Source organism: Sulfitobacter sp. SH22 (assembly GCF_965641905.1).
GTDB lineage: Bacteria > Pseudomonadota > Alphaproteobacteria > Rhodobacterales > Rhodobacteraceae > Sulfitobacter.
In genome coordinates this window covers 2,505,582-2,525,880 of record NZ_OZ282573.1, presented here as the reverse complement: position 1 = coordinate 2,525,880, position 20,299 = coordinate 2,505,582, and the positions used below count along the sequence as shown (strand labels likewise).

Sequence of the window (20,299 nt, the reverse complement as noted above, 5' to 3'; positions counted from 1 at the left end):
AGAATCATAGTCGATTTGGCGAACCGGGGATGCCCTGTATCTCGGCAATATCGCTCCATCGCTCGTATAGGCGTTCAGTCAGGTTGGGGGAACCTATTATGCCATATATTGAAGGCCGCGTAGCCTTTATCACCGGAGCCGGCTCCGGCATCGGCCGCGCCATCGCGCTCAAACTGGCGGTGGAGGGTACGACAGTCGTTTGTTCAGATATCGACATCGGAGGTGCGCAAGATACCGTTACGCTCATCAAGGAGACGGGAGGTCTGGCATTGGCCGAGGCTTTGGATACCTCTGACGAAACCGCTGTGAAAGAAGCGCTGGAGCAAGTTGCACAACAGCACGGACGTTTGGATATTCTGATCAACAACGCTGGCGTCGGCGGAAAGGATTGGGAAACGACCAATGCGATCAACCTCTCTGGCGTGTATTACGGATTGATACACGCATGTCCGATCATGGCCCGTCAGGGCGGCGGCGCAGTGGTGAACACATCCTCAATTGCGGGGGTGGGCGCGGTCAGCTGGGCTGCGGAGTACCACGAGAACACCGACCTCCTCGGCTCGCTCAGCGCCTATACCGCCAGTAAACACGGCATAATCGGCCTGACCAAACAGTTCGCCGTGGCTTTCGCGAAAGCTGGAGTGCGGGTGAACGCGATTTGTCCCGGTTATATCAAAACGCCAATAATCACCGAATTACGGAGCGAAAAACAGCAGAGCTTTTTGGAATCGCTACATCCGATGGGGCGGCTCGGCGAACCGCAGGAGGTGGCGGAGGTAGCAGCCTTCCTTGTCAGCAAGGCTGCCAGTTTTGTGACCGGCGCAGCGGTCCCGGTGGATGGAGGATATACGGCAAAGTGATGCTGCGGGGCAGTAACTGAAATTCAATCGCTAGCTGAAGTGGAGGGCAAGCGATCCGCTTACCCAGTCAAAAATCAAGCCAGATCGGCACCACCGGTCACAATGCACCCATCGTAAATGCAACCGTTACTTTATAAAACAAACGTTTGGTTTTGTGTAGACAAGCGACGTTGCATCTGTAATCGTCGAGATCTGATGTTCGACCGACCGCAGCGAATAAATGCAATCGTGCAAAAGGTTGGACTGCGCTTGAAAACGGGAGGTACACATGCGCTCGATCAATAAGCTGGCCCTGGGAGGGGCAATACTGGGTATACTTGGAGCGTCTCAGGCTTTTGCGCAGGAATATCCTTCGCTGTCCCTACGCATGGCGCATCCGTTGCCAGAGACGTGGCCTGCGGCGAATTGGGATAAGTGGTGGGCTGAAGAAGTTGCGCGCCGTAGCGACGGCAAAATCAACATAGAAATCTTCTGGTCGGGCCAGTTGGGCGGGCTTACCGAGATCAAGTCGTTGGTAGGCGACGGCGCAGTGGAGCTGGGTGTTTTTGCGCAAGCTGTCCATGCCGAAGAGCTGCCGATGATGGCCGTCTCGGCAGGTCTTTTAAACCGCGTATCCGCAGATGCCGCGACTGCCAACACCCTGGCTGGTGAGATGTATCAGCAAGATCTTGTGAAAGCCGAAGCAGACGCCGCCGGTATCGTTCCGATCAAGTGGACCGTGCCATCGACCTATACCCTGCTGTGCAACAAGCCGGTGAACAAGATGGCCGACCTCGAAGGGCTCCGCGTGCGCGCCGTGGGTGGTGCCTATGTGCCGATTTGGATGGAAGAATACGGCATGGTTCCCACACGGGTGCAGGCCCCCGAACTGCGAGAAGGACTTGAGCGTGGCACGATAGACTGCAATTTCGGACCAATCGAATGGGCGACCTTCTCGGAATTGGAGGAAGTGGCACCTTACTGGTCTGATATCAACACCGGCTCATTTACGACTTTCCAGCTGATCGCATCTAAGGAAGCGTGGGACGGATGGCCTCAGGAGGTCAAAGACTTGATGACCGAAGTCGCGCAAGAAGCGATGGATAAGGGCCAAGCCGAACTTGCAGAAGTCGAACAGACCGCGATCAAGGAATTTCAGGAAGCCGGTGGCGAAATCGTGAAACTGAGCGACATGGACGCCTTTGTCGAACGCTCCCCCGATATGATCGCAATCTGGAAAGAACGCACCCTTGAAGCGGGTGTGAGCGAAGAGGATATTGCCCCGATCATCGAGCTTCAGCGCAAGGCTGAGACATCTTTCGGGAATTAAGACTTGCCTGACGCCACAAATCATTCGAGCCCCGCTGCGTTTCAGAATGCGCTGCGGGGCGTGTTGCTGGCGCTCAAGGTGGTCGCCTTTGGCAGTGCCGTCGCAGTCTTCATCGTGATGGTGGTGGGTGTGGTCGATATCATACTTGGTGAAACTTTTGGTTTCTACCTGCCGTTCAAGGTCGACATGTCAGGTACATTGACCGCAGCGGCCGTATTTCTGACATGGCCCTTGGTGCAGTGGCGCAATGCGCACATCAGTGTGGACCTGTTCAACCCTTTCATGTCGTCCGGCATCGTGCGGTTGCGCTGGTGGGTCGCCCAAGGATCCGGTTTGGTCTTCGTGGGGCTGTTGACCTACGGAAGCTGGGTTTTGGCCTTGGAAAGCATGGCGATTTGGGAACAGTCTGCAGCGACGCTGGGCTACGCGATCTGGCCGGCGAAACTGGCATGTGCAATCGGTGCGTCGTTAACCTGCCTCATCCTGGTGGTGCAGATGATTGCCCGCGCCAGTGGCATTGACCAGCCAGAGGATATTATTCAATGAGCGGATTGGCCGAAGGTGGCATCGGATTTGTCGTGCTGCTGTTCATGCTGGGAATCGGCGTGCCCGTTGCCTACGCGATGGGTCTGGTTGCAGCCGTGGGAATCTACCTCACGGTCGGGGACCGTTTTCTGCTCACGACCTTCAAGTCGATGCCCTATGCGTTGACGAGCGACTATAATTTCGTTGTCATTCCGATGTTCGTGTTGATGGGTGCGATCGCCGGGCGGGCGGGTATCATCCGCGATCTCTATACTGCCGCTCAATACCTTATGAGCAGGCTGCGCGGCAGCCTTTTGATGGCAACGATCTTCGCACAAGCCGGTTTTGCAGCCGCTTCCGGCTCTACTGTCGTGGCGTCCAGCGTGTTTACCCGCATGGCCCTGCCTGAAATGTTGCGTTTTGGTTATAATGGCGGTGTCGCAGGGGGCTGCATTGCTGCTGCCGGTACATTGGCTGGGCTGATACCGCCCTCCATCGCAATGGTCCTTTTTGCCATGCTGACGTCCGAACCTGTCGGTAAGTTGCTCGTCGCCGGCATTGTGCCGGGCGTGTTGACCGCGGTGAGCTATGCTATCGGCATTCGCCTGTTTCTGATCGTACGACCGGAATGGGCCCCCATGTCTAACCAGAATATCACTTGGGCCATGCGTGGACGGGCGTTGTGGAAGGTATGGAGCGTGTTGCTTTTGATGGTGCTGGTAATGGGCGGCATCTATCTTGGTTTCTATCCCCCCTCGGCTGCCGGCGCTGTCGGGGCGGCAGGTGCGCTGGTCATTGCGCTCTCGATGCGGAGGGTCAATGGAAAGGACATTTGGGATTCGCTGCTCGAAGCGGTACGTATGTCGGCCATCATCTTTGCGATCGTGATCAGCGGGCTACTGTTCAGTCGGTTCCTGTTGATCAGTGGTTTCATCCCCGAACTGCGCGGTGTGATCGTCGCGACTGAGATCGGCCCCTTTGGATTCATTGCGATAACAATCGCCATTTTCATGCTGCTCGGGATGTTCGTCGACTCCGTGTCTCTTTTGGTCATCGCGGTGCCTTTCCTCTATCCCATTTCGCAATCGCTGGGGATCGACGCGATCTGGTTCGCGGTGCTCGTCATCAAACTGATCGAAATCGCGGCGATCACTCCTCCTGTGGGGCTGAACCTCTATGCCGTGCTGGCCGCTGCCGACGGCAAAATTCGTGCAGGAGCTTTGTTCAAGGGCGTGTTGCCCTTCATTTTGATCGAGTTTGTGATCCTCGCGTTGATCATCATTTTCCCGGAAATCGTCCTGTATCTGCCCCGTCAGATGTAGGCGGCATAGTGAACTGGTACTTGTCTGGCGATCTACAGCGACCCGATGTCAATAAGCCACCATTCAGAAGGGTAAGGCCGCATGAAAAAGATCGTGATCATCGGTGGTGGGCAGGCGGGTGCCGTTCTGGCTGCGACGCTGCGCAAGCTTGGACATGATGGTAGCATAACCCTGGTCTGTTCAGAGGCTGCACTGCCCTATCAGAGACCGCCGTTGTCGAAGAGATATCTGATGCGGGACATGACGGTCGAGCAACTCTCTCTTCGCCCAGAACGCTTCTATGTAGAAAACGGGATCGAGATGATACTCGGGCAGCCTGTGACGAAGATCGACCGGACCCGCAAGGTGATCATGGCAGGAGAGCAGGAAATCGAATATGATGCCTTGGCGATAACTACTGGTTCTTCGCCCCGACGGCTGCCATCTACCATGGGTGGCGATCTTAATCATGTGTATGCGGTGCGCAGTATCGCTGATGTTGACCGGATGGCCCTGGAGTTTTTGCCGGAGCGTCGGTTGCTGGTGATCGGAGGCGGCTATATCGGACTTGAAGCAGCGGCCGTTGCTGCAAGGCTGGGGCTGCGGGTTACTTTGGTCGAAATGGCAACGCGGATCTTACAACGTGTCGCCTCGCCAGAGACTTCCAACTTCTTCCGCAGTTTGCATGAAAACCACAACGTCGAGATCCGTGAAGGCGTTGCTTTGGACAAGTTGGCAGTCGGACAGCCCCTGAAGGCGCATTTTGCAGGTGGCGATGATTTGGAGGTCGATTTCGCGGTCGTGGGGATAGGGGTGAGATCCAATGACGCGCTCGCACAGACGGCAGGGATACACTGTGATGACGGCATTGTCGTAAATGTTTATGGACAGACCTCGGACCCGGACATCTGGGCGGCGGGGGACTGTACCCGGTTTCCGTACCGCGGCGCGCTCATCCGTCTTGAAAGCGTGCAAAACGCGATTGATCAGGCGGAGGTCGTGGCGATGAACATGATCGGTCATCAAAAAGACTATGCGCCAAATCCGTGGTTCTGGTCAGATCAGTTCGATGTCAAGCTACAGATCGCCGGGCTGAATACAGGGTATGACAAGGTCATCATCCGTACTGGGGCCGTGCCTAACAGCCAGTCAAATTGGTACTATGCTGCTGGCAAACTTCTGGCAGTGGATGCCATGAATGACCCCCGCGCCTATATGGTCGGCAAACGGCTGATCGAAAGCGGGCGTTCGCCCGCTGCGGTGGATGTCGCCAACAGTCAAGTCGATCTGAAATCCCTGCTTTGATCCCTTGCCATATTTCGAGACTGCGTTCGTAGTAGCCGCGCCCCCGAAAAGATTTACGGGGGCGCGCTGTCAGAAACTCATTGCGCTGCACTAGATCTTAGCGGGTGAATGCAAAGGTTCCGTCCTTCAACTGACCACCACCCAGCATCTTGCTGACTTTCACCTGAGCCAAGGCAGAGCCTTCTGGTCCAGAGATATCGACCGAGACAGGTATTCCCGCGCAGAAATTTCCGATAAATGGAATAACCATTCTGATCATGTCACCGTCGAGATAATTCAGCACCCCGCCACCGGCCGCACAATCATCGGACGGTTCTATGACGATCTTTATCGACCCGCTGTCGTCGCCGCCTTCTCCGACCCATGTGTCGCCCTCAGATGTTTGAACGGAACTTCCGGGTTTGACGGGCGCTCCGAAATGTTTCTCCATCGCTGCACTCACCTCTGGATCAGGCCCGTACCAACCCCCGAGGATGTGGCGCGCAATTGACCCTTCGTTCTCCGGGTCCATCACGTTGATATACGCATAGGCAGACGAATATACGCCCAGTCCAACAGCGTCGCTCACGTAATAGACGTTAATGCCGCCAGACAGATCGGCAGCGGCTGTCAACGTTTCCGGTACGAGGTCCTTGACGCTTGTTTCGTCCCACTCAAGCGCAATGGTGACCGTATTGGCCCCGGTCATGAGGTAGGGAGGCGGCTGCAGGCTTTCGGCTTGTGCCGCAATCGGTAAAAAACCAGCGACCAATGCTACCGTCAGTAAGTTGTATCTATACATGGTGAATCTCCTCCACTGAGTTTTGAAGTGCTCTCGGTCCCGTCCTCCCCGGGAACCGGGAACTCAGAAGATTATAAGACAAAAAATAAAACAAACGATCGTTTTTTAGCGGCAGTTGACATTTCATCGAGAGAGGTCTGACGGGTGTTGTCATGTCGCGTGGCGTTCTTGGACAACGCGGTCTGCCGAGAATTCAAATTGTGATTCTGGGCGGAATCCGGACCTTCTCTGCGGTCGCGAACTAATCGGGCTGCTGGGGTAGAAGCTGACATTCAACTTGCGTGAATTCCGGGTTCAGCTCTGCATTGCCGCATGACGGCTTAGAGCCCACTTTACCGTATGCTGAATGATGCACGAATGGCCGAATTGGGACGCTAAGCCCCTCAATCCGGTCTGTTTGTCGGTCTCCAAAGCATTGCAGTGCCAATACCGGCGGCGAGTAGCGATGCCGTAAAAACTCCACTCTTGGCGGCCGAGAAGTCGGCATCGCCTGTCCTGCGACAAACAGTGACATGGTTAAGCCAATCCCGGCCAGCGCGGCGGCGCCGGTGGCCTGACGCCAAGAGTAGGCGTTAGGCTTGGTCGCCAATCCCGTGCGGATGGCCAACGCGGCGAAAGCGATCATGCCGAGGGGATTACCCACCAACGGTGGTACAGGGCGCCAATGCCGCGCCAAGCTTAAGGGCTTCATGCACTATTTTCAGAACGAGATAGGCGCGTTGAATGTCGACAACGCGCCCATCTGGCCGAAGGCTTCTTTATTCAAGCAGCCCGAGGATTTCTTGTGCGGCGGCGGCGGATGAAGCGGGGTTCTGGCCGGTAACGAGATTGGAGTCACGCAGCACGAAGCTGGCCCAGTCTTCACCCTTTTCGTACTGCCCACCATTGGCCTTTAGCATGTCTTCAACCAAGAACGGCACAACGTCGGTGAGTTGCACGGCCTCTTCTTCGGTGTTGGTAAAGCCTGTCACACGGCGGCCGGAAACAAGTGGTTTGCCGTCCGTACCTTGCGTGTGGCGGAACACGGCGGGAGCGTGGCAGACTGCCCCGACAGGCAGATCGGCGGCGGCGAAGGCTTCGATCAGGCGCTTGCTGTCCGCGTCTTCCGCAAGGTCCCACAAGGGGCCATGGCCGCCGGGATAAAAGATGGCGTCAAAGCCGTCCTCGGTCACGTCTGAAAGTGTCAGCGTGTTCGCGAGATGCTTCTGCGCGTCGCTATCGTCCTTGAAGCGACGTGTGTCATCTGTCTGTGCGTCCGGGCTGTCACTGGAGGGATCAATCGGCGGTTGCCCGCCTTTGGGCGAGGCCAATGTGATGTCGGCGCCTGCGTCTTTGAAGACGTAATAAGGTGCCGCGAATTCCTCCAGCCAGAAGCCGGTTTTGTTGCCGGTGTCGCCGAGTTCGTCGTGCGATGTCAGTACCATTAGAATTTTCATATTCTTACTTTCAGTTGCGGCCAACGCGGATAACGCGCTTGCCAAAGTTTTCGCCGTTCAGCAGTCCGATGAAGGCTTCGGGCGCATTTTCCAGCCCATCGATCATCTCTTCGCGGTATTTGATTTTACCACTTTCGATCCACGCCCCCATCTCTTTGGCGAAGTCCGGATAGAGATGGTCGAAATCGTCAAAGATTATGAAGCCCTGCATTTTGATTTTCATGCGAAGGATCTGACCCATGAGCCAATTCATCCGGTCCGGCCCATCGGGCAAGGCGGTCGCGTTATACTGCGATACTATTCCGCAAACCGGCACACGTGCATTCGGGTTCAAAAGTGGGATGACGCCGTCAAGAACCTTGCCACCTACATTTTCGAAGTAGACATCGATGCCATCGGGGCTGGCCTTGGCAAGCTGTTCAGCAAAGTCATCTGCTTTGTGATCGATACAGGCGTCAAAGCCCAACTCATTGACCGCATAGGCGCATTTGTCTGGTCCGCCCGCGATGCCGACGACACGGCAGCCCAAGATCTTGCCGATCTGGCCCACGGTGGCCCCGACCGGGCCAGTTGCAGCCGCCACGGCGATGGTTTCGCCGGGCTTGGGCGCGCCGATCTGCGTGAGACCGGCCCAAGCGGTAAACCCAGGCATACCCATGATACCGAGCGCCCAAGACGGATGCTCAGGCGATTTACCCAGATTGGTGACGCCCGCACCGTCGCTGAGCGCGAAATCCTGCCAGCCATTGAAGCTGAGCACATAGTCGCCCGGCGCGAACCCATCTACGTTCGAAGTCACGACCTGCGCGACTGTTCCACCCACCATGACGCCGTCGATTTCCACCGGAGCAGCGTAGGACTTCGCATCACTCATGCGCCCCCGCATGTATGGGTCCAGCGACAGGAATTCCGTGCGCAAAAGCATCTGATCGGCACCCGCAGAGGGAACCTCTCCCTCGACCAGGCGGAGTGTGTCCTTGGTCGGCGCGCCTTTGGGGCGTTCCGCCAGGACAAGCTGGCGGTTGACTGTTTCGGTCTGTGTCATGTTCAATATCTCCTACAGGGCCGCTTCAAGAATGCGGCGGGCGTCGTCGGGGGCGATGGCGGCATGTTCGCCAATCGCGGTCAGGCCGTGGTCCTTCAGGGCGGTGACGATGCGATCAATTTCGGGCGCGGCGATGTCGTAGTCACCCAGCCGTGTCTTGATCCCTATCGCCTCGAAGAAACCACGCGTGGCATTGATTGCGGCGTCGATCCGGTCATCGTCGGACCCCTCGCGGACATCCCATACATTGGCGGCATATTGCAGCAGTTTCTCGCGTTTCGGGCCGCGCTGGTCGTTCATCAGCGATGGCAGCACAACAGCCAGAGTCCGCGCGTGATCTGTATCATTTAGCGCGGTAATCTCATGCCCGATCATATGGCTTGCCCAGTCGTGCGGAACACCCGCGCCGATCAGACCGTTCAGGGCCAGCGTTGCCGTCCACATCAGGTTGGCACGGATATCGTAGTCGTCCGGAGTTTCAAGCGCTTTGGGCCCAAGCTCGATCAGGGTACGCAGCAGGGTTTCGGCAAATCCGTCCTGAACGCGTGCAGCAGACGGATATGTCAGATACTGTTCGATGATATGAACAAAGGCATCCGCAACACCGTTAGCGATTTGGCGGGGAGGCAGCGAGTAGGTAACCTCCGGGTCCAGCACCGAAAAGACGGGATAGCAGTGTGGGTTCATGAATGGGAGCTTCGCGCCTTTTTCAGCGTGGGTGATCACAGAGGCAGGGTTCATCTCTGACCCTGTCGCGGGCAGTGTCAGCACGGTGCCGAACGGCATGGCACCTGTTACGACCGATCCGCGCGATGTCAGGATGTCCCAGGCGTTGCCGTCATACAGGGCAGCCGCTGCGATGAACTTGGTGGCGTCGATGACCGACCCGCCGCCGACGGCAAGCAGGAACGTGATTTCTTCCTGACCGATGAGCTCAACAGCTTTGAGTGCAGTGTCAAAGCGTGGGTTCGGCTCAACCCCACCGAATTCGACCAAAGTGCCTCGCGCACCTGAGCAAGAACGCCGGTCCGTTCCGCGCTGCCCCCGCCGTAGACGATAAGCACCTTTGCGTCAGCAGGAACCTGATCTTTCAGGTCCGCGATACGGCCCCTGCCGAACAGGATGCGTGTCGGGTTGCGAAAATCAAAATTGTTCATTGGTTCAGGCCTCTTCGGTTTCAATATGCAGGCGCACATCGATGTTGCCGCGCGTGGCGTTGGAATAGGGGCAGACCTGATGCGTTGCTTCGACGAGATGCTGCACGTCGTCGCGGGCCATGCCCGGCAAATGAACGGTGATGTCCAGATCAAGCCCGAACCCACCTTCGGCGCGTTGGCCAATACCGACATCGACCGAGGTTTTGGACCCTGTGGAATCAAGCTTGAGCTGCTTGGCCGTCAGGTCCATCGCGCTATCGAAACACGCAGCATAGCCAAGCGCGAACAGCTGTTCAGGATTTACCCCAGCCTCGCCGCTGTCCGGGCGGACCATGTTTACCGAAAAGCTGCCGTCGTTGAGGGCAGAGGTACCGGAGCGCCCCCCGGTTGCCGTTGCGGTGGTTTTGTAGAAGATTTTCATAGGTTTTCCTTTCGTGAATAGACCGGTCGTCTACTTTATTGGTAAAAATTTTTGAGCGTTAGGGTGCCGGAACAAGCGCCCTTGTTGCATCTATTGCGGAATTGAACGGAGCATCACTGTGCGAAAGACTGGCAACAAGGCTGGCCCCAAGCCACATGTGATAGAGCATTTCCGCAGAGGCTTTTGGGTTTTCAAGCGGAACGATTGTCCCATCCTCCGCCCCTTGTTCAAGGGTGAGTGCCAAGCGCGCGATGATGTCGGACACACCTTTTTGCAGGATACTGCTCATGTCCTCGGACAGGTCAGCGACCTCCGCCGACAATTTGACGACCAAGCACCGATCCTCAGGGTTCGCGCTAAGTTGTTTTGTGCGCCACCTTTCGAAATAGGTGAAAATCCGGGACCGCGCGTCCATGTCGGGGTGCGCAAGGGACACTTGCAGGCGAATGCCGTACTCCGTCACAAACTCGTTTAACAGCGCACAGCCATACGCCTCTTTTGAAGCGAAGTAGTGATAGAACGAACCCTTCGGTACACCAGACTCTTTCAAAAGAGCACTCAGGCCAACACCTGTGTAGCCCTGAGCGGCTGTCAGGCGGCGTCCAGTGGTCAATATCTGTGAACGGGTGTCGTTTTGCTGTTCCATGAATAACCAGATAGGCTTTATTAGACCAGTCGTCTAGTAGTTTCGCGTCAGTTTGTTATCACTGATGTGTGACCTCCCTGAACGAGACGGATTGGTGGACTGTCATTGGGGAAATGCTTGGAGAATGACGGTGTTAGCCACATGGCACCCAAACACCACTTCGGGAACATGGCTGGGCTCTGAACGGCGGTCGTCTTGGCTACGTCGCCTTTGCAGAGCGCAACGCCTCGCTATACGAGCTGATTTTCTCGTGTGGGCGTTTGACGGACCAAAAGGTCGCGAGCCCGATGAAGCGATAGCAAAGCTTGTTGCTCAACCGTTTTGATCGCAACAAAGTGCATCGTGGGTCGTGTCGCTGCTTCACGGATTGCCTCAGCGTCGATTGCGTCTGACTTGCCTCGCTTGACGTAGGGCTTCACATACATCGGTGGGATCTAACGCACCTCGTGGCCCAAGGCCCTCAATTCGCGGGCCCAATGATCGGCGCTGCTGCAAGACTCCATGCCGATCAGGCAGGGTTCTAACTTAGCAAAGAACGGCAGAAACTGCGCCCGTCTCAGGGGATTGTTGAACAAAACATCGTCGTTCTCCGCGATACCATGGACTTGGAAAACATTCTTGGCCGGGTCAACGCCGATTGTGCTAACTTGCATGGGGTGGCTCCTCATAAAGCAAATTTAGACACCTGCATTATGGCGCATTGCGACGCCGATTGGAGCAGGAGCCATCCACCCTATCAGCTTTCAAGTACCCAGATCGGGTATGATGTCGAGGATGTTCATTCCCTGCATGGCGTCCTTCTTGAAGCGGTTGTCTGTCAAGAGTTGCGCATAGCCATGCACAAGGCTCCACGCGAACATCTGCTGCTTCGCTTCAACCTCCGCAGCGTCACCATGATACCGTCCAAAGTCTTTCGAAAGGTCCGCCAGGATCACAAAGCATGCGCCGACATGGCGCATAAGGTTCGGGTCGCTTGAAGACACTCTGTCGCGGGCGAACATTAGTTCGTACATAGCTGGGTGATCCTGCGCGAATGCGACATAGCCAAGGAGCGCAGCCTGCCGACGGGCGACGCGGTCCGCTGTCTCGTGGGCTCCTCTTTTCATGTAAGTTTCCAATTCCGCATAGCCCTGTGCTGCGAGGGCCGTTAACAGTGCCTCCTTGTTCGCGAAATGGTTTTGCGGCGCGGTCGCGCTAACACCAACTGCCTGAGCACACTTTCTCAAAGACAGATTGCTGTGGCCTTCGGTCTCGAGCAGGCGGCGTGCTGCGGCCAGCAGAGACTCTCTGAGATTGCCGTGATGATAAGGCTTTGCGTCTTTGGTGTCTGTCTTCATATGTCCAGTGTAAACTTTTTCTTGACACCCTCACAATAGGACAGATACGGATATGTTCAATGCAAATATACACTGCACATATAGAGGCTGAGATGAAAAAGATGTTGGTTTACGCACTCGGAGCTGTTGTTGGGTTGGTGGTTCTTGCCGCTGCCTTTTGGTTCACGAACCCGATGGGACTGCGGGACACGCTTCTTGCAAACCAGATCGCCAAGATGAGGGTCGCCCCCAGTCGCCTAGGCAATCCTAAAACCCCCAGTGATTACGGAATGACGTATAGCGACGTTGATATTGTGACCGATGATAACGTAAGGCTCAGCGCGTGGGAAATCCCGGCGGCGTCCCCTTCGGACCGGACGGTGATCCTCAACCACCCATTGACCACAACCCGCTATGGTTCGGACAAAGGGCTGGATGGCGTCGCGGCGGAGTTCTTGCCCATGGTCAAGCATCTGCACGACGCAGGCTATAACGTGGTGATGTACGATCACCGTGGCCAAGGCGACAGCGATGGGGGCTTGGGGCGCACCGCCAGGGGCACCGAAGCGCCAGTCGGCGCGGGCGTCACCGAATGGCAGGACGTGGTCGCGTCACTCAAATACGTTCTGAGCCATGCCGATTTCGCGGATGACGAAATCATCTTCATGTCCCAATGCATGGGAGCGAATGCCACATTCCTCGCGTGGCAGAACGCGCCCGAACTCTTTGCCAACCCGCAGATCAAAGGGCTTGTCGCGCACCAGCCGACAATTTCTTACAACATGACGGCCCGGTTCCTTCGGGCCAAGACAGGCATCGATCTTGTGGACCGCGTGCTGGAAACCCAACTCGAAAGATACGGGGTTGGCTTTGCCAATCCCTTGGAAACGGTTCCAAGCGTCACGGTACCGATCCTCTTCGCACAGGTTGAGAAGGAACAATACACCTTCAACACCGAAACCGGGCAGAACGACATTCAAGAGATCATTGACGCAGCCACGACCGAAAACGAGGTGATCTGGATCGGCCCCAAGCATCCGAATGCATTCGGTTCGAACATGCGGTTTGACGGGTACCAGTACTTCAATCACCACCCAGAACAACTGCTGGATTTCATGTCACGACAGTTCAGCTAGGGTCGTCGCCGCGCACTTCCGCACCTATCTGCAATGCAAGAAGCGGACCTTCCGGCAGTCAAGCCGAAGGTCCGCTTTGTCCGCGTTGCAGTCGTCCAGCGACTGGATGATTGTGCTGGTGCGGCGAATGTCGGCAATGCGGGCTGCGACCGCAGCATCTTGACAGGTCGGTGAATGGCAGGAATGGGCCGACAGCGACGCGTCAAACGCGCCTCATTGCACTGCAGCGCATTGGCATTAACGAAGACGCTTTCATTGCGAAACAGTCCGGGACTGAATACGCCAACCTCCACCGCGACGGGAACTATGGTTTTCGTCGCCGGTAAAGTCAGATCTGGTGGGCCTCATGCCGCTTCGTCACTTCTCGCGTGACTGCTTCTCGACCGGCAGTATGCTGTCGTCGATGTTCCTCTAAGCACTGGTCCTTGGTTATCCACGATGCGTTGCCTATCCCCGAAAGAAAAAGCACGAATGAATTGGATGGTCGCATTTCTCGCGCTTCCCGACGGGGGTGTTCGAGCGGAATTTCCAGACGAGATAGCCTGCGCGGACCGTCTTGCGGCGGTGCGTTGGCCGCATGGCGTTAGCTGCGTTCGGTGTCATAGCACAGATGTCGGCTTTCTGGAGTTGCGAAAACTCTATCACTGCCGAAATTGCAGAAGGCAATTTTCGGTAACGTCGGGGACCATCGCGCACCGTTCGCGTCTTGAGCTTAGCTTCTGGTTCATTGCAGCCGAGGACATCATTACGGCTCACGCAAAGGGTGTCGCTGATGCCCTGTTGACCGGCCACGGTCTCGCTGACCGGTACGGAATTTCCTATGCGGCGACATACAGGTTGAAACAATTGCTGATGCGGGACCTATCGGTGCCTACGGGCCTGTTTCGCGCAAGCGTTTGTGTTCGAGGTTTCACCATACCCCCAGATATCGCGTCCTCTGACCTGGATCGATTCCTCTGGTTGGTGGAACAAATGACTGCACCCGTGCCGGGATACGACTGATCGTAAATTCCTGTTGAGTTAACGAGATAGCCTTTCCACAGCAGAGACAGTGCTCGGCCTTCCAGTGCTGGAAAGCGACCCCTACCTCTGTCGTGAAAGGAGCGAATAGCCACGCAGAGTCTAGGCGTCAGACTGACCAGAACCCCTCGTGGTGATGTGCGAAAAGGGGAATTTTTTTAAAAATAAACAAGTAAAAACAGATGCTTGACTCGAATCTGGAAATTTCATCTAAAAGTTTGGGTTTTGGTGTTTGGAATTTTCACGTTCTGCGCGGACATCGAGGGAGAAGGCAGAGCAAGGAAGGAATGACAACGACAGGTGCGCAGCGCGTGCCACACGACTGAACGAACCTGAACGGGAAGACCGGCCATTGCCGGTAACGGCAGGCGGTCTCCGCAGGTCTCCCACCACGAAAACAAGTTCCTAACCCGGCTCAACGAGCACGGGAATGGAGCAGTCATGCCGACGCGCAAGGAAGGATTGGCGCCGCGTCGGAGCACCTCAAACCCAGCTGCTCAGGAGTTCCCGGGCGCTGACCCAGCAAATGTCACAGGGGAGATCCCCACGCCCACAAGAAAGAATTACTCATGGCGGAAACAAGAACACACCTGAGGCCGACGCCGGCGAAGAGCCGGGCGGTCCGCAAGATCCCGAAAGCCTCGAAAGGGCATTTCGTTGGGGAGCTTGTCTATGACGATATCAACGGCATGCCTCAGCGCCTCGGTTTTGCCAGCTACACGGAATTCAAGGCTGCTATCTGCCTGATCTACCGGGACGACTTTGCGGATATCGAAGAGCAGCTGGCATCGTTGCCGTTCAACCACCCGAAAGGTGCCCCCAGTGAGCACTTCTTCGATTTTCGGTTCACTACTAAGGGCGGACAGAGAATTTGCATTTCTGTCAAGCCGGAGCGGATTGCGAAGACCTATGTCTATCAGGCGACGATAGGCGCTGTGAAGAAGGCGGCCATTGGCAATATCTGTGACGCAGTCGCCACCGTGACCGAGCGCAATATCAGTCCCATCGAGCTTCACAACGCAGAACTCTACCATGCCGCTCGCCGACCCGAGCCTTCCGTGGATGAAGTGGTTGTCGATGCCCTGTCACGGCTTGACGGACCGGTTTCCATCAACCAGTTCCTCGAGGATATCGGGATTTCCGGGCAGGGTTTTTTCAGCGTGGCTCGCGCAATTCGCTTCGGCCACGCGCGTCTTTTCACGCCTGAAAAGATCCGCGGCAAGACCCTGATCGAACGTGGGGTGGCCGCATAATGGCTGCTCCGTTCAAGAAAAAGCCGAAAATCCTTTTGGAAAAGGATTGCGAGTTCGCAGTCGGCATCCGCAAAGGGCGCGTTCTTGAATTGCGCACTGAGGGCTATTTTATCTTCTGGGATGAGTGGGCCGACCCCGAGACGGGCGAATGCCACGAGAGCACCGCAGGGATCATGAGTTATGATGCCATCGTCATCGAGAATAACTACGGCACCCTCAAGATTCTGAGACGCCCCTTGGCTAAACCGTTTGATCGCGAACAGATTCGTCGGATCGAACGTCTGCCCACGGAAATCGCACGCCAGCGTTTCAAGCAACAGCATGTCCTGGCGATCCAGGACATGCTCGATGCCGGTGAACTCCATCAGACTCGAGACGACTTCTGCGACCGGATCATCGATATCGTTGCAAAAGGGAAAAGCCGTTACGACAAGTATCTTGCTGCGCTTGCAATTCGGGAAGGCAAGCGAGGGGGCGCGAGAGTCAAGAAATCCAAGAAGGAAATCGAAAAGTCCGTTGAATTCCATCAGGGATTCAAATGTGGGCAGACCATGTGGAAATGGTACTGGCAATGGCGCGTAAATGGTGACGATGGCCTTTTCGACAAGTACCGAAATTGCGGAAAGTATCATCGGTATGATGATGCAACCGACAACTTTATTGCAGGTATCCTAGGTACCCTTTGGGACGAAGAGCGGGTGACGGTCAAGTCCTTGGTCGAGAGCGTTCACAGTGAGTTGGACAAGGAAAATGAGCGGCGTGAGCGTCTGCCCGTTCCTGCGGCAAAGATGAAGAAGGTCGGCTACGACTACATTCTGCGCTTGATCAAGGAACATGCGCCCCTCGACCACAAGATCCGGAAGAATGGCTGGGACAAAACCTATAAGGACCTCCATAGCCTTGGCATGGGGATCGAGACATCGCGGGCTTTGCAGCGCGTTGAAATCGACGAATACACCGTCGATCTCTTCGTGCTCATGAAAAGCACTGACCTATTTGAACATCTGCCACAGTCTATCAAAGATATCATCGGACTGGATGGCTGCGCGCGGCGCGTCACTTTATCCGCCGCGATTGACGTTCACACGCGCTGCTTTCTTGCGCTGCAGATTGTGCCGGAGGGCATCGAAAGCCCCCTGCGCCAAACCTTGGAAATGATTTACACGGACAAGAACCCGATCGCCGACGCTGCTGGCGCAAAATTCGGATGGCCGATGGCGGGGGCGCCTGAAACGGGTGTTCTTGATCGCGGTAATGCCTATGTCATCGATGACGCCTATGACGTTCTTGCCAGTCTCGGGATTACAAATCTTGGCGCCCCGGCCGGCAAACCTTGGCTCAAGCCCTTCATTGAACGTGTATTTCGGACGATCCACAGTGATCTTCTGCTGCGTTTTTCGGGACGGGCGTTCAGCAACGTTGTGGAGCGCGGCGACAATGATCCGAAAGCGCGCGCAACACTGACTTTGGAGGCTTTCCTCATTTGGCTCGTGCGATGGACCGTCGACGCCTACCACACCAAGTATCATAAAGGTCTGGGTATGTCACCTAACAGGGCTTGGAAAGAGGCGATCAAGGAGTGTAAACCTCGTTCCCTGACCAGCGACGAGATGCGTGAGGCCTTTGGCGTCCGCGGGCGGCGCAAACTCAGTCAGACGGGGCTTCGTGTATCTCATATCGACTACCAAGCCGATCACATCATGGAAAAATTCCTGAACTCCAACGCCGAATATTTCGATTACCTGCGCTGGGATGGCGATATCGGAACGATCAGCGTGCGTTGCGATGACGGTCCCTGGACCACCGTTCCTGCCTGTGATGATAAATGGATCGGCAAAAGCGATATCGACTTGCGTGTTTGGCTCCAGGAGCGGGCTGAGCAAGACTTGGACGAAACCCGCGCGCGTCGTGATTTCATCAATAGCGCGAACAGGGAATCCGTTCGCCTGAAGCAGCTGAATGGATTGATTTCGCTGCCCAAGACGCCAGCCGAACTCAAGAAAGATGTCGAACGCTTTATGCGGCACGCGGACACCGCAGAGCGTCGCCACAGGGCAGGGCCACACCGCGATCTGCTCGAGGATCTGGATAAAGGCACGGGTGATATCCCTGCGCACAACACCTCTGAACATGCCACCGATTACGACGCAAGCGGCACCAACCTCGATAACTTCGACGACAATTCCATGGAGTGAACATGAACGACATGACCAGTATTACCCCTGTTACCATCACTGAAAAGCTCAACTGGCTCGAGCACCGGTATTGGAAGTTTGGCGAGGAAGAAAACTTCGACGACCACCTTCTCGACCTTTTTAAGGTGGATGATGACGGCCAGCGGACGGCAGAGCCGCGGTTTGATCCGCTTAACCGTGAAACCAAGGGCCTGATGGTCCTTGGCCCGTCTGGCAATGGCAAGACGGCTCTCATGATGCGTGCCCTGCGGGTGGACCCTGTTCTGACGCAATTCAAGATCGATCAGGGCGGCAATACGCTCTACATTACCGTCCCACCCGACGCCACGATCAAGAAGCTCGCCGAGATTATTCTCGAAAAGACGGGCTATAACAAGGTCGATAGCAAGCTTCGCTCCGCTGATGCCTGGGAAATGGCGCGGCATCGCTTTGGTCTGGTCGGGATCAAGGCCGTCGTGATCGACGAATGTCATCACATTTTTCGCGCGGGACCAGGGCGCGACATCCCTGCGGCCATTCAGGCACTGAAACATATCATGCAGTCCCAGCATCGCGTGGCACTGATCATCGCGGGCGTTCCCAGTCTGAAGAGTGCTATTCTGACCGAGGCTTCTGGTGAAACGATGCGCCGCTTAACCGAGTTCTCACTGACAAGGATTCGCCCGGGTTCCAGGGGAGCCGCGACGTTTGGAAGGAACTTCGTGAAGTCTGCCGTTACCCTCGGACTCCATGTTGCGCAAGAAGATGCACTGCCAGAGCGCATTCTTTTTGCAGAGCACGGTCAGGTCGGAAGGAGCGTTGGCCTTGGAAAGGAAATCCTGCGGGCTGCGATCTCCAGAAAACGTGAGGTGATCACTCTCGAGGGCGCAGAGCGGGTTTTCCGGAAGTCCAACTCTGGGCTCGACGTGACGCCGTTCGACGGAGCAGAATGGGATGCGGTAAAGGCGGAATTGACTGCCATTGGTTGGGGGCAGTGATGAGCATCTGGCCTAGCCTGGCGTTTGATGCTGAGGAATCCTTGCTGTCCTATGCGGACCGGCTGTCCGTGTTGCACACCGGTCGCGGCATGGAGCGTCTCGTCAAGGATTTCGGGATCAACACCGAGCATTTCGCCTCAGGACGCGAAGAGGCGGTCTTGGCGTTTGCCGAGGCTGCCGGACTGCAGGTGGGGGACGCACAGCGCGCATCGGTCCGCGTGTTCCCGCGCGGGGCGTCTTTCCGTGCGGAGCCTATCTCGAAAACCTTTCTGAGCCCTCGTGCGGCCCGCTACTGCCCCGCCTGCCTTGCAGAGGACGGCAACCGTGCTGACCGTCAGTTTCGGCTGCTCTGGGGCTTTCGCCATGTCACCCGTTGCGACCGGCATTCGACGTGGCTTCTGGACGCCTCGTGTCAGGATGAAACCAACCTGCGCCTTGCTATCGGAAATGATCCTCTCGAACCCGGGCGTCCCGCGGTATCTGTAACGCCGGAATATCTCACTTGGCTGCGGGCGCGCGTGACCGGAGGTGCCAGCTTTGGGATTTCCTGGATGGACGACCAAACCTTGGAGCAGGTGCTTGCCGCCTCTGAAATGCTGGGCGGCATTCTCCAGCACGGACATAAGGTGGTGCTCTCTAGGCTGTCCCCGGCACAGACGGAAGAGGCGACGGATATCGGGTTCTCCATTTACTCGGAGGGTCCCGAGGCGATCGAAGAAGCGTTGGACACGATTCGCAAGACATCGCCCGCCACCGCCGTTCAGGCAGGTCCTCTGGCCCACTACGGAAAGCTTTTTGATTGGCTGGACCGCCGCAGCAATGCCATTGATCCCGGACCGATCCGCGACATCCTGCGCGACCACATTGTGAAACACTCGGCGGTCGATCCCGGGACCTCCGTTCTGGGCGTGGAGATTACCGAGCGTCGGTTCCACACGCTTTACAGCCTGTCGAGTGCTGTGGGCATCGAGCGTCCGCGCCTGTCGCGCCTTCTGAAAAAGCTGGGCGAGATCCCGGCGAACTCAACTGAAGTTGAAACTGGGAACATGGTGTTCGAAGTCGACAAAACGGTCCCCCTGATCGAAGCGTTTAAGACCGCCATCCCTTTGCGAGACGTCCCAGATTATTTGGGTGCAAGTAAGCGACAGGTGGAGATTCTGTATCGCGCTGGAGTCATCCTGCCTCTGGTTCCGCGGAAGGAACGTGGTGCTGTGCGCAATGTGGTCTTTGGACGGGTGCAGCTCGATGATTTCTTGAAGCGTATTTCCGATCTGCCGATCCTGGATGAAACGGACGAGGAAATTTTCCATCCGATCTCCTATGCCTGTCAGCGAGGCGCCGGGCAGTTCGAGGCCATTTTCGTCAGTATTTTGGATGGGCTGACCTTGGGAGTCCGTCATCCAGGAAAGTCCGGGGTCTCTGCCGTTTATGTCGATGTCAGATCCTTGGTATCGATCCGGAATTCTGCCTGACCCCTTCCGAAATCTTCGTCTATCAAGCCCGCTTCGGCGGGCTTTTTTATTGTCATTTCATGTTGTTCGCGGGATCTTCACCCGATTTTCGTGGGATCTTTGCTCCCATTCTAAAATGGCTCGAAATAAGGCATTGATTTTGCA

19 protein-coding genes and 1 pseudogene are annotated in these 20,299 nt (G+C 56.2%); 11 read left to right on the top strand and 9 right to left on the bottom strand.

What is annotated here, in order from left to right; genetic code table 11:
• Positions 1-98: 98 nt before the first annotated feature.
• From ACSQ13_RS14450 to ACSQ13_RS14430, 5 genes are all read left to right on the top strand, one after another.
• Entirely contained in the window at positions 99-860 is a 762-nt protein-coding gene (locus tag ACSQ13_RS14450; protein WP_295512395.1) for an SDR family NAD(P)-dependent oxidoreductase, read from the top strand.
• Between the two features lie 268 nt (positions 861-1,128).
• A complete protein-coding gene (dctP, locus tag ACSQ13_RS14445; protein ID WP_295512393.1) occupies positions 1,129-2,169 on the top strand; it encodes a TRAP transporter substrate-binding protein DctP in 1,041 nt (346 codons plus the stop codon).
• Positions 2,170-2,172: 3 nt separating this feature from the next.
• Complete coding sequence (locus tag ACSQ13_RS14440) at positions 2,173-2,715, top strand: TRAP transporter small permease (RefSeq protein WP_295512391.1); 543 nt, start codon at positions 2,173-2,175, stop codon at positions 2,713-2,715.
• Positions 2,712-4,016: a TRAP transporter large permease gene (locus tag ACSQ13_RS14435; protein WP_295512390.1), complete on the top strand. Its 1,305-nt coding sequence runs from the start codon at positions 2,712-2,714 to the stop codon at positions 4,014-4,016. The genes ACSQ13_RS14440 and ACSQ13_RS14435 overlap by 4 nt, the downstream gene beginning before the upstream one ends.
• A gap of 81 nt (positions 4,017-4,097) precedes the next feature.
• Positions 4,098-5,300, top strand: a complete 1,203-nt coding sequence (locus tag ACSQ13_RS14430) for an NAD(P)/FAD-dependent oxidoreductase (RefSeq protein WP_295512389.1) — start codon at positions 4,098-4,100, stop codon at positions 5,298-5,300.
• A 97-nt stretch (positions 5,301-5,397) separates the two neighbouring features.
• Here ACSQ13_RS14430 and ACSQ13_RS14425 read toward each other — a convergent pair whose 3' ends face one another.
• The 9 genes and pseudogenes from ACSQ13_RS14425 to ACSQ13_RS14385 all read right to left on the bottom strand — a co-directional run bounded on the left by ACSQ13_RS14425 (position 5,398) and on the right by ACSQ13_RS14385 (position 12,123).
• Positions 5,398-6,081, bottom strand: coding sequence for a hypothetical protein (locus tag ACSQ13_RS14425; protein WP_295512387.1), 684 nt, complete (start codon positions 6,079-6,081; stop codon positions 5,398-5,400).
• 241 nt (positions 6,082-6,322) lie between these two features.
• Entirely contained in the window at positions 6,323-6,772 is a 450-nt protein-coding gene (locus ACSQ13_RS14420; RefSeq protein WP_367268353.1) for a Na+/H+ antiporter NhaA, read from the bottom strand.
• A 67-nt stretch (positions 6,773-6,839) separates the two neighbouring features.
• Complete coding sequence (locus ACSQ13_RS14415) at positions 6,840-7,517, bottom strand: type 1 glutamine amidotransferase domain-containing protein (RefSeq protein ID WP_295510937.1); 678 nt, start codon at positions 7,515-7,517, stop codon at positions 6,840-6,842.
• A gap of 10 nt (positions 7,518-7,527) precedes the next feature.
• Complete coding sequence (locus ACSQ13_RS14410) at positions 7,528-8,562, bottom strand: NADP-dependent oxidoreductase (protein ID WP_295510935.1); 1,035 nt, start codon at positions 8,560-8,562, stop codon at positions 7,528-7,530.
• A gap of 12 nt (positions 8,563-8,574) precedes the next feature.
• The gene (locus ACSQ13_RS14405; RefSeq protein WP_435988119.1) at positions 8,575-9,558 is read right to left on the bottom strand and encodes an iron-containing alcohol dehydrogenase; all 984 of its coding nucleotides are present in this window, start codon (positions 9,556-9,558) and stop codon (positions 8,575-8,577) included.
• Positions 9,559-9,723: 165 nt separating this feature from the next.
• Positions 9,724-10,140: an organic hydroperoxide resistance protein gene (locus ACSQ13_RS14400; RefSeq protein ID WP_295510932.1), complete on the bottom strand. Its 417-nt coding sequence runs from the start codon at positions 10,138-10,140 to the stop codon at positions 9,724-9,726.
• A gap of 58 nt (positions 10,141-10,198) precedes the next feature.
• Positions 10,199-10,786: a TetR/AcrR family transcriptional regulator gene (locus ACSQ13_RS14395; protein ID WP_295510930.1), complete on the bottom strand. Its 588-nt coding sequence runs from the start codon at positions 10,784-10,786 to the stop codon at positions 10,199-10,201.
• Between the two features lie 236 nt (positions 10,787-11,022).
• Positions 11,023-11,439 (bottom strand): annotated as a pseudogene (locus tag ACSQ13_RS14390) (IS110 family transposase); the annotation flags it as partial.
• Positions 11,440-11,529: 90 nt separating this feature from the next.
• Entirely contained in the window at positions 11,530-12,123 is a 594-nt protein-coding gene (locus tag ACSQ13_RS14385) for a TetR/AcrR family transcriptional regulator (protein WP_295510927.1), read from the bottom strand.
• A gap of 269 nt (positions 12,124-12,392) precedes the next feature.
• On the opposite strand from ACSQ13_RS14385, the gene ACSQ13_RS14380 reads away from it, so the two are divergent.
• The 6 genes from ACSQ13_RS14380 to ACSQ13_RS14355 all read left to right on the top strand — a co-directional run bounded on the left by ACSQ13_RS14380 (position 12,393) and on the right by ACSQ13_RS14355 (position 20,155).
• Positions 12,393-13,238 (top strand): alpha/beta hydrolase, encoded by an 846-nt coding sequence (locus ACSQ13_RS14380; protein WP_295510925.1) that lies wholly within the window; start codon positions 12,393-12,395, stop codon positions 13,236-13,238.
• Positions 13,239-13,676: 438 nt separating this feature from the next.
• Positions 13,677-14,240 carry a transposase gene (locus ACSQ13_RS14375; RefSeq protein ID WP_367268352.1) on the top strand — a complete coding sequence of 188 codons (564 nt, stop codon included), beginning with the start codon at positions 13,677-13,679 and terminating at the stop codon, positions 14,238-14,240.
• Between the two features lie 587 nt (positions 14,241-14,827).
• Positions 14,828-15,511, top strand: coding sequence for a hypothetical protein (locus ACSQ13_RS14370; protein ID WP_295510922.1), 684 nt, complete (start codon positions 14,828-14,830; stop codon positions 15,509-15,511).
• Entirely contained in the window at positions 15,511-17,706 is a 2,196-nt protein-coding gene (locus ACSQ13_RS14365; RefSeq protein ID WP_295510920.1) for a hypothetical protein, read from the top strand. Before ACSQ13_RS14370 ends, ACSQ13_RS14365 begins: the two co-directional genes overlap by 1 nt.
• A gap of 2 nt (positions 17,707-17,708) precedes the next feature.
• Positions 17,709-18,683: a TniB family NTP-binding protein gene (locus ACSQ13_RS14360; RefSeq protein ID WP_295510917.1), complete on the top strand. Its 975-nt coding sequence runs from the start codon at positions 17,709-17,711 to the stop codon at positions 18,681-18,683.
• The gene (locus ACSQ13_RS14355; protein WP_295510914.1) at positions 18,683-20,155 is read left to right on the top strand and encodes a TniQ family protein; all 1,473 of its coding nucleotides are present in this window, start codon (positions 18,683-18,685) and stop codon (positions 20,153-20,155) included. Before ACSQ13_RS14360 ends, ACSQ13_RS14355 begins: the two co-directional genes overlap by 1 nt.
• Positions 20,156-20,299: the final 144 nt, after the last annotated feature.

What these genes read in the sequence shown, in the direction of transcription:
- ACSQ13_RS14400 (WP_295510932.1), bottom strand. Translation starts at nt 10,140, where the DNA reads ATGAAAATCTTCTACAAAACCACCGCAACGGCAACCGGGGGGCGCTCC.
- dctP (WP_295512393.1), top strand. Translation starts at nt 1,129, where the DNA reads ATGCGCTCGATCAATAAGCTGGCCCTGGGAGGGGCAATACTGGGTATA.
- ACSQ13_RS14395 (WP_295510930.1), bottom strand. Translation starts at nt 10,786, where the DNA reads ATGGAACAGCAAAACGACACCCGTTCACAGATATTGACCACTGGACGC.
- ACSQ13_RS14380 (WP_295510925.1), top strand. Translation starts at nt 12,393, where the DNA reads ATGACGTATAGCGACGTTGATATTGTGACCGATGATAACGTAAGGCTC.
- ACSQ13_RS14415 (WP_295510937.1), bottom strand. Translation starts at nt 7,517, where the DNA reads ATGAAAATTCTAATGGTACTGACATCGCACGACGAACTCGGCGACACC.
- ACSQ13_RS14375 (WP_367268352.1), top strand. Translation starts at nt 13,677, where the DNA reads ATGCGTTGCCTATCCCCGAAAGAAAAAGCACGAATGAATTGGATGGTC.
- ACSQ13_RS14430 (WP_295512389.1), top strand. Translation starts at nt 4,098, where the DNA reads ATGAAAAAGATCGTGATCATCGGTGGTGGGCAGGCGGGTGCCGTTCTG.
- ACSQ13_RS14360 (WP_295510917.1), top strand. Translation starts at nt 17,709, where the DNA reads ATGAACGACATGACCAGTATTACCCCTGTTACCATCACTGAAAAGCTC.
- ACSQ13_RS14420 (WP_367268353.1), bottom strand. Translation starts at nt 6,772, where the DNA reads ATGAAGCCCTTAAGCTTGGCGCGGCATTGGCGCCCTGTACCACCGTTG.
- ACSQ13_RS14385 (WP_295510927.1), bottom strand. Translation starts at nt 12,123, where the DNA reads ATGAAGACAGACACCAAAGACGCAAAGCCTTATCATCACGGCAATCTC.
- ACSQ13_RS14355 (WP_295510914.1), top strand. Translation starts at nt 18,683, where the DNA reads ATGAGCATCTGGCCTAGCCTGGCGTTTGATGCTGAGGAATCCTTGCTG.
- ACSQ13_RS14435 (WP_295512390.1), top strand. Translation starts at nt 2,712, where the DNA reads ATGAGCGGATTGGCCGAAGGTGGCATCGGATTTGTCGTGCTGCTGTTC.
- ACSQ13_RS14365 (WP_295510920.1), top strand. Translation starts at nt 15,511, where the DNA reads ATGGCTGCTCCGTTCAAGAAAAAGCCGAAAATCCTTTTGGAAAAGGAT.
- ACSQ13_RS14370 (WP_295510922.1), top strand. Translation starts at nt 14,828, where the DNA reads ATGGCGGAAACAAGAACACACCTGAGGCCGACGCCGGCGAAGAGCCGG.
- ACSQ13_RS14450 (WP_295512395.1), top strand. Translation starts at nt 99, where the DNA reads ATGCCATATATTGAAGGCCGCGTAGCCTTTATCACCGGAGCCGGCTCC.
- ACSQ13_RS14410 (WP_295510935.1), bottom strand. Translation starts at nt 8,562, where the DNA reads ATGACACAGACCGAAACAGTCAACCGCCAGCTTGTCCTGGCGGAACGC.
- ACSQ13_RS14425 (WP_295512387.1), bottom strand. Translation starts at nt 6,081, where the DNA reads ATGTATAGATACAACTTACTGACGGTAGCATTGGTCGCTGGTTTTTTA.